16 protein-coding genes, 1 tRNA gene and 1 pseudogene are annotated in these 17,423 nt (G+C 49.1%); 9 read left to right on the top strand and 9 right to left on the bottom strand.

Annotated elements, in window-relative coordinates; translation table 11 throughout:
- The first annotated feature begins 76 nt into the window (after nt 1–76).
- The 5 genes and pseudogenes from DWW03_RS14720 (at nt 77) to DWW03_RS14740 (ending at nt 3,350) form a co-directional block, all read left to right on the top strand.
- Nucleotides 77–158, top strand: a tRNA-Leu gene (locus DWW03_RS14720).
- Between the two features lie 317 nt (nt 159–475).
- Nucleotides 476–1,345, top strand: a pseudogene (locus DWW03_RS14725) (site-specific integrase); the annotation flags it as partial.
- An 85-nt stretch (nt 1,346–1,430) separates the two neighbouring features.
- Nucleotides 1,431–1,778, top strand: coding sequence for a MobC family plasmid mobilization relaxosome protein (locus tag DWW03_RS14730; RefSeq protein ID WP_015547157.1), 348 nt, complete (start codon nt 1,431–1,433; stop codon nt 1,776–1,778).
- Between the two features lie 2 nt (nt 1,779–1,780).
- Nucleotides 1,781–2,668 (top strand): relaxase/mobilization nuclease domain-containing protein, encoded by an 888-nt coding sequence (locus DWW03_RS14735; RefSeq protein ID WP_015547156.1) that lies wholly within the window; start codon nt 1,781–1,783, stop codon nt 2,666–2,668.
- A gap of 19 nt (nt 2,669–2,687) precedes the next feature.
- Nucleotides 2,688–3,350: a hypothetical protein gene (locus DWW03_RS14740; RefSeq protein ID WP_015547155.1), complete on the top strand. Its 663-nt coding sequence runs from the start codon at nt 2,688–2,690 to the stop codon at nt 3,348–3,350.
- Between the two features lie 111 nt (nt 3,351–3,461).
- Here the strand turns inward: DWW03_RS14740 and DWW03_RS14745 are convergent, their stop codons facing one another.
- Both DWW03_RS14745 and DWW03_RS14750 read right to left on the bottom strand, forming a co-directional pair.
- Nucleotides 3,462–6,503, bottom strand: a complete 3,042-nt coding sequence (locus DWW03_RS14745; protein ID WP_022061585.1) for a type I restriction endonuclease subunit R — start codon at nt 6,501–6,503, stop codon at nt 3,462–3,464.
- Between the two features lie 7 nt (nt 6,504–6,510).
- Entirely contained in the window at nt 6,511–7,284 is a 774-nt protein-coding gene (locus DWW03_RS14750) for a hypothetical protein (protein ID WP_229096042.1), read from the bottom strand.
- Here DWW03_RS14750 and DWW03_RS14755 point away from each other — a divergent pair.
- The 3 genes from DWW03_RS14755 (at nt 7,265) to DWW03_RS14765 (ending at nt 9,705) form a co-directional block, all read left to right on the top strand.
- A complete protein-coding gene (locus tag DWW03_RS14755; RefSeq protein ID WP_161988232.1) occupies nt 7,265–7,903 on the top strand; it encodes a restriction endonuclease subunit S in 639 nt (212 codons plus the stop codon). The two genes, DWW03_RS14750 and DWW03_RS14755, sit on opposite strands and share 20 nt — an antisense overlap.
- An 87-nt stretch (nt 7,904–7,990) precedes the next feature.
- Entirely contained in the window at nt 7,991–8,983 is a 993-nt protein-coding gene (gene xerA, locus DWW03_RS14760) for a site-specific tyrosine recombinase/integron integrase (protein WP_022061587.1), read from the top strand.
- Between the two features lie 11 nt (nt 8,984–8,994).
- Nucleotides 8,995–9,705 (top strand): restriction endonuclease subunit S, encoded by a 711-nt coding sequence (locus DWW03_RS14765; protein WP_022061588.1) that lies wholly within the window; start codon nt 8,995–8,997, stop codon nt 9,703–9,705.
- On the opposite strand, the gene DWW03_RS14770 is transcribed toward DWW03_RS14765, so the two are convergent.
- The 7 genes from DWW03_RS14770 to DWW03_RS16700 form a co-directional block, all read right to left on the bottom strand.
- Nucleotides 9,617–11,170 (bottom strand): BACON domain-containing protein, encoded by a 1,554-nt coding sequence (locus DWW03_RS14770; RefSeq protein WP_015547148.1) that lies wholly within the window; start codon nt 11,168–11,170, stop codon nt 9,617–9,619. The two genes, DWW03_RS14765 and DWW03_RS14770, sit on opposite strands and share 89 nt — an antisense overlap.
- Before the next feature lie 23 nt (nt 11,171–11,193).
- On the bottom strand, nt 11,194–11,862 hold the full coding sequence (locus DWW03_RS14775) for a hypothetical protein (protein ID WP_015547147.1): 669 nt from the start codon (nt 11,860–11,862) through the stop codon (nt 11,194–11,196).
- 27 nt (nt 11,863–11,889) lie between these two features.
- Entirely contained in the window at nt 11,890–12,579 is a 690-nt protein-coding gene (locus DWW03_RS14780) for a hypothetical protein (protein ID WP_022061590.1), read from the bottom strand.
- 23 nt (nt 12,580–12,602) lie between these two features.
- Nucleotides 12,603–13,268 (bottom strand): hypothetical protein, encoded by a 666-nt coding sequence (locus DWW03_RS14785; protein WP_229028886.1) that lies wholly within the window; start codon nt 13,266–13,268, stop codon nt 12,603–12,605.
- Nucleotides 13,234–14,256, bottom strand: coding sequence for a hypothetical protein (locus tag DWW03_RS14790; RefSeq protein WP_022061592.1), 1,023 nt, complete (start codon nt 14,254–14,256; stop codon nt 13,234–13,236). Before DWW03_RS14790 ends, DWW03_RS14785 begins: the two co-directional genes overlap by 35 nt.
- Nucleotides 14,257–14,268: 12 nt before the next feature.
- Nucleotides 14,269–14,991 (bottom strand): TetR/AcrR family transcriptional regulator, encoded by a 723-nt coding sequence (locus DWW03_RS14795; protein ID WP_044054361.1) that lies wholly within the window; start codon nt 14,989–14,991, stop codon nt 14,269–14,271.
- 93 nt (nt 14,992–15,084) lie between these two features.
- Nucleotides 15,085–15,222 carry a hypothetical protein gene (locus DWW03_RS16700; protein WP_153811588.1) on the bottom strand — a complete coding sequence of 46 codons (138 nt, stop codon included), beginning with the start codon at nt 15,220–15,222 and terminating at the stop codon, nt 15,085–15,087.
- A gap of 48 nt (nt 15,223–15,270) precedes the next feature.
- On the opposite strand from DWW03_RS16700, the gene DWW03_RS14800 reads away from it, so the two are divergent.
- Nucleotides 15,271–17,400, top strand: a complete 2,130-nt coding sequence (locus DWW03_RS14800; protein ID WP_118406940.1) for an FAD-dependent oxidoreductase — start codon at nt 15,271–15,273, stop codon at nt 17,398–17,400.
- Nucleotides 17,401–17,423 lie beyond the last annotated feature (23 nt).

Here is a 17,423-nt window from a genome sequence, read left to right on the forward strand (position 1 = left end):
AAGTAACCAAAAAAGCCGGATAATGGCCCGTGCCGGTTGTGTTTTGTGAATTTTTATCTACCTTTGTCCTACCGATGCGGATATGGTGTAATTGGTAGCCACGTCAGACTTAGGATCTGATGCCTTACGGCGTGGGGGTTCGAGTCCCTTTATCCGCACAAAGGAGCCTTTTCCGAGGCTCCTTTTTTTGTCGCCCGTCCGGTAGGGGGGGGGCTGGTTATCACCATTTTGCAAAGGTCTCGACCGATTCCCCGAACCGGAAGCGGAAAGCAAGCCGGAGAAAACTGTTGGGTGGCAAAAAAGTGGGCAGAGACGATTTGGGCTTCCGAAAACAGGATTGCCACCTTTTTAGCCCGCAATACATTGTTTTGCTGCGTTTTACACCGCAATAAAGTTTCCTTGCAGACGTTTTGTCAATCCTTAAAATGTCACGAGTTATGAGACAGGAAACTTTTACCATCCTTTTCCTAATGCGAAAAGGACGACCGAAGTGGGCGTGCGCATCACGCAGCGCACGGCAGACAAGTACGAGCGGCTGCTGCGCTACCTCAAACAGTATCTCGCCCAACGCGGCAAAGCCGAGGATATTCCCGTTGAACGGATGAACTACGAGTTTCTGGACGGCTTCAACCTCTTCCTGCAAACCGCCCACCGCTGCCGCCACAACGGAGCGGTCGCCGTGATGAACTGTCTGCGCAACTTTGTCCTCTACTGCCTGCGCAACGAGTGGATCACGAAAAATCCGTTCCGCTACTATAAACTCAAAGAAGACGAGGTGCAGGCCAAGGAGCACCTCACGGCGCATGAACTGGAACTACTGAGCCGCAAGGCGCTCGACCACCGGCTGGCCCGCATCCGCGACGTCTTCGTCTTCTGCTGTCTGACGGGGCTGGCCTTCGCCGATGCCGACCACCTGCGGCGCGAGCACCTCTCGCAGGACGACGAAGGCCGCTGGTGGATTCACAAGCCCCGCGAGAAGACCTCCGTGATGAGCCGTATCCCGCTACTCCCGGCCACACTCGAAATCCTGCGCCGCTACGAGCACGACGAAGTATGCGTCGCACGCTCACGGGTGCTCCCTACGCCGAGTAACCAAAAGATGAACGCGTACCTGAAAGAGATAGCAGCCGTGTGCGGCATCAACAAAGTGCTGACCACCCACGTTGCCCGCCACACCTTCGCCTGCATGGCCGTCGAATACGGCATGCCGATTGACGTTCTAGCCAAGATTCTCGGCCACTCGAACACCAACATGACGCGCCACTACGCCAAGTTCTCCGAGACAGTCATCGGCCGCGAAATGGAGATGTTCGGACAAAAACTGACATCGGCCGCCGCGGAGTAACATTCCGGGTTTTAAGAGAGCAAGTTTATGTTTCGGGTGCCCCGAAACCCTTGCAGATTCATCCCGCTGGTCTCAAATGGATATAATGAAAAAGAATCCCAAAGGCGGACGTCCGCCCAAATCCGCAAGTGAAAAGCTCAAGGAGCGGCTGACCGTGAAGATGGCCGCAGCAGACTACTACGCCCTGCGCGGCAAGGCGCGGGCGGCAGGTCTCACCTGGGCCGAATACGCCCGGACGGCGCTCTCAAGGAGCGTCGTCCGCCAGCGCCTCACGGCAGAACAGATGACCCTGCTGCGGCAGCTCGCCGGTATGGCCAACAACCTCAATCAGCTCGCCCGAAAAGCCAACTCCGCCGGATATGTTCAGGCAGCGGCGGAGTGCACAGCTCTGATCGAAAAGATAGATACGCTAATAGATCAAATTAACGAATAACCATGATTGCCAAAATATCGAAAGGCGGTTCGTTCGGCGGAGCCGTCGATTACGTCCTTGACAAAGGAAAAGACGCCGAATTGCTCGCCGGACTGGGCGTCCGGATGAAAGACCGGGATTCCATCGTCCGCAGCTTCCGAATGCAGGCGGCACTGAATCCGCATCTTTCGAAGCCCGTCGGCCACATCGTCCTCGCCTTTTCGGCACAGGACGCCGCACGGCTCGACAACAGGCGGATGGTCGGAATCGCCGCGGAGTATCTCTCCGGCATGGGCATCCGAAACACGCAGTTCATCATCGCCCGCCACCGCGACCGGGAACATCCCCATCTGCATATCCTTTTCAACCGGGTGGACAACGACGGCCGTACCGTCTCCGACCGCAACGACCGCTACCGTTCGGAGCGACTCTGCAAGGAGCTGACCGTCCGGCATGGGCTCTACTTCGCATCGGGCAAAGAGAATGTCAAGGAGCACCGCCTGCGCGAACCGGACAAAACGAAATATGAAATTTTCCACGCGCTGCGCGACGCCGTACCCCGCTGCCGCGACTGGCCGGAGTTGACGGCAGCGCTGCGGCACGAAGGGATCGCTACCGAGTTCCGGATGCGCGGCGGCACATCCGACGTACAAGGCGTCGTCTTCGCCAGGAACGGCTACCCGTTCAACGGTTCGAAAATCGACCGGCAGTTCAGTTTCTCCAAAATCGACCATGCGCTGAGCCTGAACCGCCGACAAGCACTCTCCGCAAACGAACGCGGTTCTGTAAGCAATCCGGTCGCATCGTTCAGTCACCTGCTCGAAGATCTTCTGCAACCGGTCTACGATGCGGACGAAGAACGGCGCCTTCAGGAACGACTGCGCAAAAAGAGAAAACAACACCGACTTTAATCGACAATACCTATTATTTATGGACACGAACACGATTATCGAACTTTTCGAAGAACTGAGAAAACAACTCACCTCCCTCAGCCGCAGAATAGACGACCGCAACATATCCGCCCCAGCTCCAGTAACAACGGATGATAAAATCGCCCGACTGCTCGAAACGGCCCAATTCACCCGCACGAATGTCGAACGGGTACGCATGGAACTTGCAGACCGCATTACAACTATCGGAAAAGAGACTGAAAACCATACCGAGAAAATTATTGCGGCCGTCGCTCATCCTGCGCAACCCGCAGCCCAACGGCATATCCACGTCATCGACTTCAACACCTCGTGGGCACTACTCTATATGGCGATCTCTTTCATCGTGATTCTCTGCGGCGGCATCCATATTACTAAATTATACGACCGTATTGCCAACCTGCGTGATACGGAATTGAAATACCGTTACGTTCAAATGATGGGCGACATCGACGAGCAAAAATTGCGCAACCTGAACGCCCTCTTCTACGATTCCGAACGCCGCGCAGACCGTCGCTCGCTCCGGCAACAAGTTGAGCGTTACGAAACAGCCGTCCGGGAAGCAATCGAGAATCAACAACGTAGCGTTATCCGAAAGCAGGAAGCAGAAGATATCCGGCAAAAAGCAAAGCAGTTCCAAAAGGAATTAGACATTACAAAATAATCATACGCGCCTGTTATCTAATCAGAGTTAACAGGCGCGTATTACTTATCTTGCAAAATCATTATGCAACTCTTCTATACGACTCTTCCAACTTACCCATAGCTATCCCATTCAATTATTTTCGTTCCACTTCTTACACTGCTCCATAATCGTATTCAAAGCATCTTCCTGCCCTGCAGGCGGATAATCATACTTTTTCAACAACCGTTTGACAATACGCCGCATTCCGGCACGAGCACTCTCCTTCATATTCCAGTCGATCGTTTTGTTACGCCGGAGTGCATCCGTCAGCTCACGTGTAATAGCGATCAACTGATCGTTGGAATAGAAATCTTTTACAGCCTCAGGCTTGGTCAACGCATCATAAAAGGCAAGTTCTTCGCTGTTCAGATTAAGCGACTCGCCGGCCTTTTCGCCGAAAACGATCTCACGGGCTATTTTCAGTAATTCTTCGATAACCTCTTCGTTCGTCAGCATCCCTTTCAAATAGCGACTCATGGCATCGGACAGAATTTCCGAAAACTTCTCGGCTCGTACCGTATTCGTTCGCTGATATAGTTGTACCTGTTCTGCAATCAACCTACGCAATAATTCTACGGCGAAATTCCGTTCCTTCATCCGGGCAACCTCTTCAAGGAATTTCGGATCGAACAAAGAGAACTCCTCCTTAATATCGGAGAAAAGATTAATTACCCCTTCGCTCTTGATACTCTGCTTGAGCAATTCATTAATACGCCCGTTGATCTCACGGAACGAAATCTTACCCTTGCCCTCCACGCGCGTCAGTAATGTGCGCACCGCCTCAAAATAGGCAGCTTCGATACGCTGCTCGTAATTCAGCAAACTCTGACAAAGCGACAATGCCTGCCGCAGCAGCAGCGCCTCTTTGATATAGAGTTTTTTCGTTTCCATCCGCTCAGGGGACTGCATGAAATCGACACCTCCGCTGATGGCTTTCGCCCGCTCCAAATCAGACTTACCGAAGAAAGCGCCATAATTGAATCCATACATCAGATCACGGCAAACGTCCAGTTTCTTTTGAAACTCCGGATAGGCGGTTTTAGCCACATCCGTATCACCATAATTTTTGCGGTCACGGTATGTATAATCGTTCATCGCCGTCTTCAACGCCGAAGCGATACCCACATAATCCACAACCAAACCGCCTTGTTTATCCCCGAACACACGATTCACACGAGCAATAGCCTGCATTAGATTGTGTCCGGACATCGGTTTATAAACATACATCGTCGAAAGCGAAGGTACGTCGAAACCCGTAAGCCACATATCAACTACGATGACGATTTTCAACGAGCTGTCGTTGTCTTTGAACCTCTTCTCCAACTCTTTCTTGTGGGAATCATTTCCGATAATCGCCCGCCAGTCTTCCGGATCTTTATTACCGGAAGTCATCACAACAGCCAGCTTGTCACCCCATACCGGGCGCATTTCGAGAATCCGACGGTAAATCTTGATCGCTATCGGCCGCGAATAGGCTACTATCATCGCCTTACCCGTCTGCTCGTATTGCCGGAATTCCTCATAGTGTTTTACGATGTCCTCGCACAATGATGCCACCGTCGCGTCAGCTCCAAAGATCGAATCGAGCCGCCCCAATTCACGCTTGCTTTTCTCAATGACATACTCTTCCGCTTCCTCGGCCATCGCATCATACTCCGCATCAATACGTCGCAAGGTCTGCTCGTCGAGTTTCAGATTGATTACACGGCTCTCGTAAAATACCGGCCGTGTCGCACCGTCATCCACCGACTGCGTCATATCGTACACGTCGATGTAATCGCCGAATACTTCGCGTGTCGACCGATCTTTTTGCGCAATAGGCGTTCCGGTAAACCCGATATAGGTAGCATTCGGCAACGCATTACGCACCAGACGCGCCGCGCCGATTACAACTTTGGCCTGCATCACCCCGTCAGCATCCGTAACCATTCGGACCCTCTCCTCCAATCCATATTGACTGCGATGCGCCTCGTCGGCCATAACGACTATGTTTCGTCGTATCGAAAGCGGTTCTTCGCTCTCCTCGAATTTCTGCATCGTCGAGAAAAAGATACCGTTCGCTTCGCGTCCCGCCAATAATTCCCGAAGATGAGCCCGACTTTCGGCTTGCACGGGTGTCTGACGCAAAAAATCCCTGCAACAAGCGAACTGCCGGTACAACTGGCCGTCCAAATCGTTACGGTCTGTCAGCACGACAATCGTCGGCGACGACATCGCCTGCTGCAACTGCTTGGCGAAAAAGACCATCGACAATGACTTTCCGCTGCCCTGCGTATGCCAAAACACGCCACCCCGACCATCCGTCTCAGCTGCTTTGACCGTCGAAAGCACAGCCTTGCGTACGGCATAAAACTGATGATAAGCACTTAATATCTTAACGCGCTGTTTACCGTCTTTCGAGTAACAAATAAAATTCCGCAACAATTCAACAAACCGCGTTTTTTCGAACATTCCCGCGAAAAGCACATCGAAATTCGCGCTATGGGTATCCTCATAACTCCCATCTACCGTCTTCCACTGCATAAAACGGTCTTCACCCGCCGTGATCGTCCCCGCCTTAGTCATCCCCTGATCGCTCATCACACAAAAAGCGTTATAAATAAAGAGAGACGGAATCTCCTGCATATAGTTACGCAATTGTGCATAAGCTTCCGACACGTCCGTATTCTCACGCGAGGGCGATTTGAGCTCGACCACCACCAGCGGCAATCCATTGACAAATACGATCATATCCGCACGCCTTACCGAGTGCCCATCGACCGTCCATTGATTAGCGATCGTAAACCGATTATGTAACGGTGAATCGTAATCGACAAGCCGGACATTTGCAGAGCATTGCTCGCGGCCATCGAAATAATTGACAGCTACGCCATTTTGCAAGTAATCCGTGAACAATTCATTCTTCTGTACCAACGTTCCACCCTCATAAGTTCGAATCTTCACCATGGCTTCGTCAATAGCGGCCTGTGGCAGACCACGATTGATCTGCGGCAACATAGCCTCCAGTACCTCCACGTAAAGCGGTTCTGCATAGTCGCGTATCACATTGGGACTGTACACATAATCATAACCTAATTGCTCTCGAAACAACTCTAGAATGGCGTTTTCAAAATCATCTTCGGTGAAGTGCATATAATTGTTATTTTTTCACATACAAGTTAACAAGCTGTGATACCATATTACGCGCAGATTGCGTTGCGACATCAGAACTAATAGATTGTAAAGACAGGCTTCGTTTGATTTTACGTCTCAAATCACTAATGGTTGCTTCCTTATTGGCCCAATCTATATATTCGGTTTGCCGTGTAATAATTCGAAGAACATTCTGTTTTATAGCATCATCTGAAATATATTGTGATACGATATCATAAATAGCCTTATCAACTAACTCTTCTTTCACTACGGATTCAGCTATCTCAACACCTTCCTTCGATTCTTCAGCTTTTATTGCATCAAAATCTATCTTTTCAAAAGATGAAGCGCTTCTGACATTAGATTTACACATACTATATTTGATATATGCCATCTGATGCTCCAACTCCGGAAATAAAGCCCCTTGGTTTATATTGTAGAAATTCAATTCTTCTAAAAGGCTTTCCTTACTTCCGGCCGGTATGATTATCCTTTCGCTCGCAAACTGGCTATTTAAAGAACAACTGCTCTTTTCGATCCGACTGGCGCCGTAATCAGATTTATTGAGTTGAATATTAATGCTACCCGAAAGCAAAAAGGCTCCGCTCTGCCGAATCAAACGTTCATTGTTGAATGTCGATATAACAAAGTAGGCATTTTGCATCACCTTTGCCAGTTCCTCAAAATCCTCGGCTTGTTTTATTTGACTGCGTAATCCTAATTTAGAGGAGCAGGCCAAAGCGCTGTTTAAGTCGTGGTTTGTGGATTTTGAACCATTCAAAGGCGGAAAATTCGTTGATTCAGAGTTAGGACTAATTCCGAAGGGATGGAGTACAGGAACAATATACTCCTATATTGATGTAATCTATGGAGCCCCATATAAATCTGCGTTGTTTAACGATAAAAAACAAGGATTACCATTAATTCGGATTCGAGATTTGAAAACATACACTCCTCAATATTATACAAAAGAAGTGTTACCTAATACAGAATATGTAGAGTGTGGGGACATTATCGCAGGAATGGATGCTGAATTTATTCCGCATATCTGGCGAGGCGAAAAAGGTGTATTAAATCAACGATTATGTAAGTTTGTCCCCAAATATGACTATGTGAGTAAATATTATATTTATTCTCTTGTTTATCCTAAATTAGCATTTGTACAGAGTTATAAAGTTGGGACAACAGTTAGTCATTTAGGCAAAGCAGATATTGATAGATTTAAGGTTATTGTTCCTCCTGAAGATATCATTATGCAATATTCAAAAATTGTTAATTCCTATTTTGCTGAAATTGTCAAGGTTTCTAATGAAAATCAGATATTATCATCTCTTCGTGACACCCTTTTACCCAAACTCATGTCCGGCGAGCTCTCCGTTGAGGAGGTTTCCCTCGATTAGCTTGCTAAATTATCATTTATCGGTTATCTTTGTGTGTATTTCAATGGACTGCGTAACTTTATCAATTTCAATAATACAAACGCAGCCATGAAAGAAAAACTAATTGACGAAATTAAAACCGCGATGCGTACCGTCATTACGGCAGATCAAATGAGCATCTTATGTAACGTGCTGAATCGCACATTGCAAAATATTGTCATCGCAGAAAAGCTTCCGGATAGCGAAGCGCGAATCAAGGCTAATTCTCAACTGCAAACGCTATTTATATCAGCCAAGCGAGTCGAGGGATGCTCCGAGAAAACACTAAAATATTATGCTTCGACTATTGAATATATGTTACGGCAGATCGACAAGAATATCGTCGATATAACAACGACCGATCTACGATGTTATCTTGCATCATACCAATCGAATAACCAATCGTCAAAAGTTACCATAGACAATATCCGCAGAATTTTCTCAAGCTTTTTCGCATGGCTCGAAGACGAAGATTATATCCTTAAAAGCCCGGTGAGACGCATCCATAAAGTTAAAACAGGCTCCTTAATTAAAGAGGTGCTATCTGATGAAAATCTCGAAATTTTGCGTGACAACTGCACCCATATACGAGATCTGGCAATCGTAGATATGCTATCGTCTACCGGCATCCGCGTCGGCGAACTGGTAAAAATTAATCGAGAAGATATAGACTTTCACGAACGCGAGTGCATCGTTTTCGGTAAAGGCAACAAAGAACGGGAAGTCTATTTCAACGCCCGCACAAAAATTCATCTGAAACAATACCTCGAAAGCCGGACAGATGACAATCCGGCACTCTTCGTATCCATCGCTAAGCCGCATAATCGGCTTAAAATTAGCGGAGTGGAGTTACGGCTCCGCCAGCTCGGCCGCAAAGTTTCGATTCACAAAGTTCATCCGCATAAATTCCGCCGAACACTTGCTACAATGGCCATCGATAAAGGGATGCCGATCGAACAGGTACAAAAGCTATTAGGGCACGTCAAAATCGACACAACAATGCACTATGCAATGGTCAATCAAAGCAATGTCAAAATCTCACATCGGAAATATATAAATTAGAAAAACAATATATGAATACGACCTGGAGGCAATGCACAATAGGAGATGTGTGCGATACAATTTCCAATACATACAACAGTAATGCTCAACAAGTTGTTCTTATTAATACATCTGATGTATTAGAAGGCAAAGTATTAAATCACATTTATATTCCTAATGAGAATCTGAAAGGTCAATTTAAAAAAACTTTTGAAGAAGGCGATATATTATATAGCGAAATTCGTCCACAAAACAAACGCTATGCATACATTGATTTCGCCCCAATCAATTATATTGCATCGACCAAATTAATGGTTATTCGAAATAAAAATATTGTCAAGTCCAAATACCTCTACTACTTTCTTCAATCTGATAAGATTATTTCAGAACTTCAAATGTTAGCGGAGACTCGTTCTGGTACATTCCCGCAAATAACATTTAATGAGTTGTCCAAGCTAAGCATTAAGATTCCACCGCTACCTGAACAAGACAGAATCATTTCTATTTTAGACTCAATCTGTAAAAAAATAGATATAAATCAACAGATAAATGATAATCTCGCCCCTGTCCATGAAAGCAAAGATACGAATAAACCCGAAAAGTCGATAACCTTTAGCTCTCAACCGATTCGCCCGTCCTTTTCAAATAAAAACATCAGCGGCCGTGATATCCTTTATCCGGCTCTCCGGAGTACCACCATCCCTTACCCCGATCCATATAAACGATTTTTTCTTGCCCCGTGACAGCATCTTTTTCCACACTGTATTCGTATCGAATATCATGTTCGAAAAGAGTCAGTCGATCGAACGACTCCGGTATCTCCGATAAAATCAGGTTATCAGTACAGATCAATTCGGTCAGATACGGGCAAGCTGAAATATCGATATTCTCCAGCAAGTTGCCCGAGCAATCCAATTGTCCGAGCATTTCACAACCGAAAAGGCTTATCGAGCGCAATGCGTTTCGCGCACATCCCGCGATACGCAACGATTTACAGCCTGTCAAGTCGAGGCGTTGCAGATTGTTGTAGGAGCATTCGAGTTGCGAAAGCCGATCGGTTCCGGACAGATCCAATTCGGTCAGCCGATTTCCATAACAATATAACTCACTGAGTAGCGGCGCAAAATCAGACAGGTCCAAAGTTTCGAGCCGATTGTCGTAACAATAGAGCCGGCCGAGTTTTTCGCAGCCGGAGAGATCGAGCCGGGTCAGTTCATTCGCCCCACAGTTCACAAGCGTCAGCGAGAAGCATTTTGACAAATCCAGTACGGACAGTCGGTTGCCATAACAGAAAAGCATCCGAAGGCCTTCCCGTCCTGCCATGTCCAACTTTTCCAACCGGTTTTCGGCGCAGTTCAAGTCCGTCAAGGCCATACATGACGAAATGTCCAATGTCCCCAACCCGTTATAAGGAACATTCAGTTCCGTCAGGTAAGGACAGGACGACAGACCGAGTTCCGTGAGACTATTGTAACCGCAGAGCAGCCGCCGGAGAGAATAACAGCCGGAAACGTCCAGACCGGAAATTCCGCAGTTCGTACAGTCCAGTTCCTCCAACAGCGGACAACCGGAAACATCAATCTCCGTCAGCGAATTTTTCGCGCAGCGAAGCGACACCAACGCCGTACACCCCGACAAGTCGATTTTTCCGTGCAGGTTGTTTTCGCCGAGAATCAGCGAGAGTTTCCCGTCTTCGTATTTGACAGAAGATCCCCATTCGGACAAAGGTTTGTCCGTGCACCAGTTTTCCTGGAAGCGCCAATTGTCACCGCCGGTATCCTGATAAAGTTTTTCGAGGAAACGGCGCACCTCTTCTTCACCGCACGGCTCCATATCCGAAGCATGCTGCACAAAAGACAATCTCTGTTCCGCCCGCCCCGAGCGGATGATTATTTCAGCGCTTCGTTTTTCTGTGGTAATATTCGGCAATACGGTTACCTTTACCGTCCCATTACCGTCGTCTCCCTCCGCCGGTTCGATCCGGTACCATTCCGCATGGACCGGATCGGCCGGCACAACACTCCATGCTTTCGTCGCAGAGAATCGCAGCTCCCACAAACCGCCCATTGCCGGAAATTCCTTAACGGACGGCGTACCGGGCGCAAGGGTTATGGCATCCGGTTCCGATGGCAACGGAGCATGTTCTCCTTCCGGACTGCATGCCGTCACCATGAAAACGAAAAGGAGGAGTATCGGGCACTTATTCATGGCAATTCAATGCTATTCGACCGCTACTCCTGCTCCTGTTGCGGGACGTAATGCTCCGCAACGAAAGCAAACAGCGCCGCAACCCCGCCTCCTTTGCCGAGCCAACGTCGCTGACGAATTTGCTCCAACATGGCAGGATCATCCTCAAAATAGCGTTCTACCAGCGCAATCATTTTCTTGTTCGAATTCTGAAAGAAAAGATACTGGCCGAGGAATACGGGGCTCTTTTCGTCCGATTTCCAAAAATAGGCACTCGGTTCGGTTACATTCAATTTGGGGTTTACAATCCCGACCAGCCCTTTATTAGACATTTTGTAAGTCTGATAACGGGTAAAGAAGGCGACATGCCTGCCCGAAGATTCCGGTACCAGCCATCGGGCTGCCGGAATCTTCTTTTTCCCTTTTTCCTTGATGAACGGGACGCAATAAAGTTCGTTTTTGGCTTCGGGATTCTTTTCCGGCCAAAGTTCAAGATAAGCGATTTCCACGGCCGCCAACGTCCTGGCTTGATTCTTTCCATCGGAAAGCACCCGGACAGACACTTCGGCATCGATCCATCCGGGAATCGTAATGCTGGTACATTCCAGCGTACGGCCGTCCAGAAAATGAACGGTTCCGGGACATTTCTTATCTGCGGCATTCGCGGAAACAGCTGCCAGTAAAAGCGCCCAAACCGCCAGTAGTTTTTTCATGTTTTCAGCATATTTGAATATCGATCATCATTCATTGGGCCGGCTTGCCAGATACGCATCGTACATATCGAGTATCCATGCGTCGTTCTCTTCGGCCTCTTTTTTACGTATTTTGCCTTCGGCACCTTTAAACCATTTCTTATAAAATGCCTTCAGCCCGGGATGCAGTTTGTCCATCAACATCGTACCGACATACATATACGGATAGACGATTCGGCCGGGATCATTGTGGAAACGTATGCCGTATATGGTTGTCAGCACCCTGCGGTCTCTGTTACCTACTCGTTCCGTCGTCCACGTCTTCCACCAATAGGTCGTTGCATTCGCTCCGGCCTTGTTCACACAAACCAGTCTGTGATAAGTGCGGTAACGATTCGTGAGTCCTGGAGCAGCAATATCGAGGGCCTCCCAGCGAATGCCGTCCGGATTTTCCTCCGTCGTCTCTGTATATTCGACACTCTCTACGTCATCGGCCGTATATTTGACGGGCTCTTTGTCATCGGGCGTCTTGGTGATTTTGAACGAATAGTTCTCCTGTTTCAGCAGAGCGCCCTCCGCATGCCATCCCCGATGGAGATAGCCTTCTACTTTTTCCCCGGACTTGAGAGTTACGACTACGTGCCGGAATTCCTGATCTTCCGGATCTTTGGCGTCAGCCTGGGAAATGCTGCCGAACATGGCCAACACAGTTGCAGTACAAAGTAAAAACCGTTTCATAATGTTTAAATTTATAAGTTGAATCAATATTTCGTCGGATCGTAATCGCGCAGCAACTGTATGGTTTTGCTGCGGATGGCGCTCGACAACCGTATACGTTCGGCAAGTTCGGGATCATCGCCGACATAACGGGCGATGCGTTCCCGGAAGACGTCTTTTGTATTCCGATTTGCGGCACCAACGGTCAGGAACTCCTTCTCGCCTGTTTTTTTCAGGTAGTAGGCCGTGCGCGACTGGCTGAAAGTTCCCTGCCTCTGCCAGACCTGAATACCTCCGTTCGAATCGATGCCATACCCTTTTTCCGAATAGATGCATACGCAAATGTGCGGTGTTTCGAGATAGACCCACATCCACCCCGGACTCTCCGCCGGAATGAACTTGCGGATATGTTCCGGAGACTGTGCATGCCAGCAGACTACGGAGTCGATTTCTCCGGATTGGAAAATTTCTTTGGCTTTCGTCTTCCGGAAAGCATCGCGGAGGATGGTCAATTTCCCGAATCTTTTCGGTAACTGCAGCCGGTCGTCCCCGACACATTCGATGACGGAGCCGTTTTTCAGATAAATGCGGCCCTCGACAAGCGATGCTCCCCGTACGGATGCTACTGCAGCAAGCAGGATCGGCAACAGCAGAAACTGTTTCATGACAATCAAATTACCGTTTTTCTTCCTCTTGCTCTTCTTCGACAATAATGTCCAGCGTACGCCGCACTATGGCCGCAGCCATCGGTTCCAAATCTCTGTCGATGTAAATCGTGCGCTCAAAAAAAAGATGCAGGGGCCAACCTGTATCCAAATGGATCTCTTCTGAAGAAAACTGCTCCATCCGTGAACGGATGCCGCTCATTCCCGAGGCGATGGAGTCTCTCATAGCCTGCGTCATCGCCTTTTCTCCGCCGAACGCCGTCACGAACTGTCCGAGTGTCGCGGACAACATTTTGCTGCCGTCCGCTTCCGTATAAGTATTGCATACGGCACTGTATGAATCTGTCTGTCTGCCGTCAATCCAGAACGAAGTCTTTCCCCGCACAGAATCCCGGCCACCCAACAGCGGAGCGAACGTCTCGTCGAATTCGTATACCTGCGTCGAATCGAGCCGTGCCCCATGGAAAAAGAACATGCGCCCCAAATCGTCGTTCACGGCATTGATCACGACCGATGGATCGGAAAGGGTACGGGCCATATATTTGCGGAAATTCTTTTTCGGGAAATTCTTCCGTTCCGCCGAAGGTATCGTCTCCCACATAACCCTCACGGCGGGTTCGACAGACGCCTCGGCCTGTGCGACCAGCGTTTCGAGGTTCGCGATACCAAGCAACGAACCGGTTTCATCCGTCTCGAACTCAACGACACAAGGCCCCGTGGCCGACACGATCGCATCGTGCACCAGCTGGTCCTCCTTATCGGTGGTCATGTAATCGCCGTATGTCAGACGGATCTTGTAACGGTCCTTGGTCTGAGAAAGGATTTCGAATACACGCCGTTCGCTTTGTCGGTATACGAGCGTCGTATCGCCTTGATCATCTATCTTGAACTTCTCCTCCCGAGCCTCATAGGCATACTTGTCTCCCGGAGTCCAATAGGCGCAGATCTGCACCGAGGAATCCGGCATGATCTGGGCTCGCAAAACCGACAACCCCTCTGTCAAACAGCAGAGTGCACATAAAAACCATTTCATCGTACAGAATAGTTAAAGATCTTTTAAACATTCACGAATCACCTGCTCGTCCACGCCCCGCTCCTTGAGTCTGCGAATCGCCTCGCTTACCCTTTGCGGCCGTTCCAACCGTTCGTAAAGCATATCCAGAATTTCATGCAATACTTTTTTCAGTCGGACCGGACCGTCCGGCGTATCGTAATCCATATCTCCGAATGTCGAAGTATGCCGATGGAGGACGAGATAATAAGTACCGGCGATCAGCAACGATGCGATTTGCCGGAACGGCGTTTTCTCCCCCCCCCTCGCGAATTGCCGTTCATAGGCTTCGTAAGCTTCCCGATAGTACGTTTCCCGATTTGCGGCGGCACGGCATGTCGTATCGTTTACATCGGTAATCTCCCAGACCAGCAGTCTCTGCATCTCCGGACTGTTGTAAAGAAAATCGGTCATTCGTGCGAACATCCTTTCCAAAGCGGAACGCTCTCCGCGTTTCAAGGCTTTGTTGCCGAACAAATCGTGCATCCAATAATCAATCGTGCGGATGTAACAGTCGAAAACCTGTTCCAAAGATCCGAACTGCCGCAGCACGACATTGGGATCCGTTTTGGCTTCGCGGGCTATATCCATCAATGTGATATGGGTAAAATCCTTTTCTTGGAGAATCCGGCCGACAGCCGACAGAATATCGGCCTGCACCTGTTTATTGGTTCGACGGCGGCGGAGCGTCCCCTTCGTTGACTGGTTTTCCTTCATTCCGGTCATGTTTCCCTGTTCCGACTTTACAAAAATAAACTTTTGCCTTCATTTTAACAAATTTAATTTGATAAAACCAAGAGAGCATCTTTTTTATTTCAGTAATTCTTTCTTCCCGCCGATTGCAAAACGAACAGCTCCGAATAAATCGACCTCAACAGGACGAATTATTTTCCAGTGGAAATTTGTTTTATCAGAAAATAAACACACCTTTGTCGCGGTCGGAATCATACAGATCCGATTTTTAACGGAATTCGATGAATTAAAAAATAAGACCACATGAAACACATCATTATCGGAGGAGTCGCCGGAGGCGCGACAGCGGCGGCAAGAATTCGCCGGACAGACGAGAAAGCCGAAATCTTCCTGCTCGAAAAGGGTAAATACATTTCGTACGCCAACTGCGGGCTGCCATATTACATCGGCGGAACGATCGCCGAACGGGAGAAACTGTTCATGCAGACACCGGCTTCGTTTGCCAAACGTTTCAATATCGACGTGCGGGTCGAGAACGAAGTAATCGGGATCGACACGACGAAAAAGCGAGTCGAAGTACGCCGTGCAGACGGATCCACCTATACGGAAAACTACGACAAAATGCTGCTTTCACCCGGCGCTTCCCCCGTGCGTCCGCCTTTGAAAGGCATAGAAATCGAAGGCATATTCACGCTCCGCAACATCGAAGATACCGATCGGATCAAAGAGCATATATCTTCGCACCGAATCGGGAGTACAGTCATCGTCGGAGCCGGATTCATCGGATTGGAGATGGCCGAGAACCTGCACCGCACGGGAGCCGAAGTATCTGTCGTGGAAATGGGCAATCAGGTGATGGCTCCAGTCGATTTTTCAATCGCGGCCCATGTACACCAGCACCTGTCGCAAAAAGGTATCAAACTCTATCTCGAACGCAGCGTCGAACGATTCGAGCGCCAAGGCGAAAAGATCGAGGTTTTCTTCTCTACCGGAGAAAGCATTACAACCGATATAGTTCTTCTGTCTATCGGGGTTCATCCGGAAACAACATTGGCCAAGGCCGCCGGACTGAAGATCGGCGAAACGGGCGGCATCTGGGTAGACGATTACCTGCAAACTTCGGCAACGGATGTTTACGCAGTGGGCGATGCCATTGAATTTCCGCATCCACTGACAGGCAAACCATGGCTGAACTATTTGGCCAACCCTGCCAACCGCCAGGGACGCATCGCCGCCGACAATATGGTCTTCGGCAATACGACAAAATACGAAGGAGCCATAGGCACTTCCATTGCCAAGGTATTCGACATGACAGTAGCTTCGACAGGACTCGCAGCGAAACGGCTCAAACAGTCCGGTATTCCGTATGCCAGTTCGACGACACATTCGGCATCGCACGCCGGATATTATCCCGATGCACTTCCGCTGACCATCAAGCTCACGTTCGACCCAGCAAGCGGCAAACTCTACGGAGGTCAATGCGTTGGCTACGAAGGAGTGGACAAGCGCATCGACCAGATTGCACTAATCATCAAAAACGGCGGCACGGTATATGACCTGATGAAAGTCGAACACACTTACGCACCACCTTTCTCCTCGGCCAAGGACCCGATCGCCATCGCGGGCTATACGGCGAACAATATTATCAGCGGAGCAATGCCCATAGTGACATGGCGGCAGATTGCAGGAGCCGATCTCAGCGACATCCTGCTGCTCGACGTGCGCATCCGCGAAGAGCATGCCTTCGGGGCCATTCCCGGGTCGGTCAACATTCCGCTCGAGGAACTCCGCAGCCGGCTCGGCGAATTACCACACAATAAAGCCATCTATGTCTATTGTGCCGTCGGCCTACGCGGATACTTGGCGGTAAAAATTCTGTCAGGACACGGATTCCGCAACGTGAAGAACCTGTCGGGTGGTTACAAGACCTATTCGACGGCGATCGAGCCGATCGTAACCCGGACTGCCGCAACCGCTATGGACAGACGAATGGATACGGATACCCGACTCGGCAGCAAACGCATGAAGACCTTAAGAATAGACGCATGCGGATTGCAATGCCCCGGTCCGGTTATGAAAATCAAGCAAGCGATCGACTCAATCACCGAAGGCGAAAGGATCGAAATAGTCGCTACCGATGCCGGATTCTCGCGAGATGCGCAAGCATGGTGCGACACCACAGGCAATCGGCTCATCAGCAACTCGGAAGAGAAGGGGAAATATACGGTCATCATCGAAAAAGGTTCATCCGGAGCATCCACGATGCCACTCGAGCACGACGCTAAGGGCAAGACGCTGATTATGTTCAGCGATGATTTGGACAAAGCGCTGGTGACCTTCGTACTGGCCAACGGCGCGGCAGCCACCGGACAGCCGGTGACGATATTCTTCACCTTCTGGGGATTGTCCCGTCCTGAAAAAGGTTTACAGTGATTGATAATTAAAGATAAACATTT

Source organism: Alistipes sp. AF14-19, assembly GCF_003461645.1.
GTDB classification, from domain to species: Bacteria; Bacteroidota; Bacteroidia; order Bacteroidales; family Rikenellaceae; genus Alistipes; species Alistipes shahii.

Excerpts from the sequence above, each read along its gene's own strand:
- DWW03_RS14730 (WP_015547157.1), top strand. The coding sequence starts at position 1,431 with ATGAAAAAGAATCCCAAAGGCGGACGTCCGCCCAAATCCGCAAGTGAA.
- DWW03_RS14735 (WP_015547156.1), top strand. The coding sequence starts at position 1,781 with ATGATTGCCAAAATATCGAAAGGCGGTTCGTTCGGCGGAGCCGTCGAT.
- DWW03_RS14740 (WP_015547155.1), top strand. The coding sequence starts at position 2,688 with ATGGACACGAACACGATTATCGAACTTTTCGAAGAACTGAGAAAACAA.
- DWW03_RS14745 (WP_022061585.1), bottom strand. The coding sequence starts at position 6,503 with ATGCACTTCACCGAAGATGATTTTGAAAACGCCATTCTAGAGTTGTTT.
- xerA (WP_022061587.1), top strand. The coding sequence starts at position 7,991 with ATGAAAGAAAAACTAATTGACGAAATTAAAACCGCGATGCGTACCGTC.
- DWW03_RS14765 (WP_022061588.1), top strand. The coding sequence starts at position 8,995 with ATGAATACGACCTGGAGGCAATGCACAATAGGAGATGTGTGCGATACA.
- DWW03_RS14770 (WP_015547148.1), bottom strand. The coding sequence starts at position 11,170 with ATGAATAAGTGCCCGATACTCCTCCTTTTCGTTTTCATGGTGACGGCA.
- DWW03_RS14775 (WP_015547147.1), bottom strand. The coding sequence starts at position 11,862 with ATGAAAAAACTACTGGCGGTTTGGGCGCTTTTACTGGCAGCTGTTTCC.
- DWW03_RS14780 (WP_022061590.1), bottom strand. The coding sequence starts at position 12,579 with ATGAAACGGTTTTTACTTTGTACTGCAACTGTGTTGGCCATGTTCGGC.
- DWW03_RS14790 (WP_022061592.1), bottom strand. The coding sequence starts at position 14,256 with ATGAAATGGTTTTTATGTGCACTCTGCTGTTTGACAGAGGGGTTGTCG.
- DWW03_RS14795 (WP_044054361.1), bottom strand. The coding sequence starts at position 14,991 with ATGAAGGAAAACCAGTCAACGAAGGGGACGCTCCGCCGCCGTCGAACC.
- DWW03_RS16700 (WP_153811588.1), bottom strand. The coding sequence starts at position 15,222 with ATGATTCCGACCGCGACAAAGGTGTGTTTATTTTCTGATAAAACAAAT.
- DWW03_RS14800 (WP_118406940.1), top strand. The coding sequence starts at position 15,271 with ATGAAACACATCATTATCGGAGGAGTCGCCGGAGGCGCGACAGCGGCG.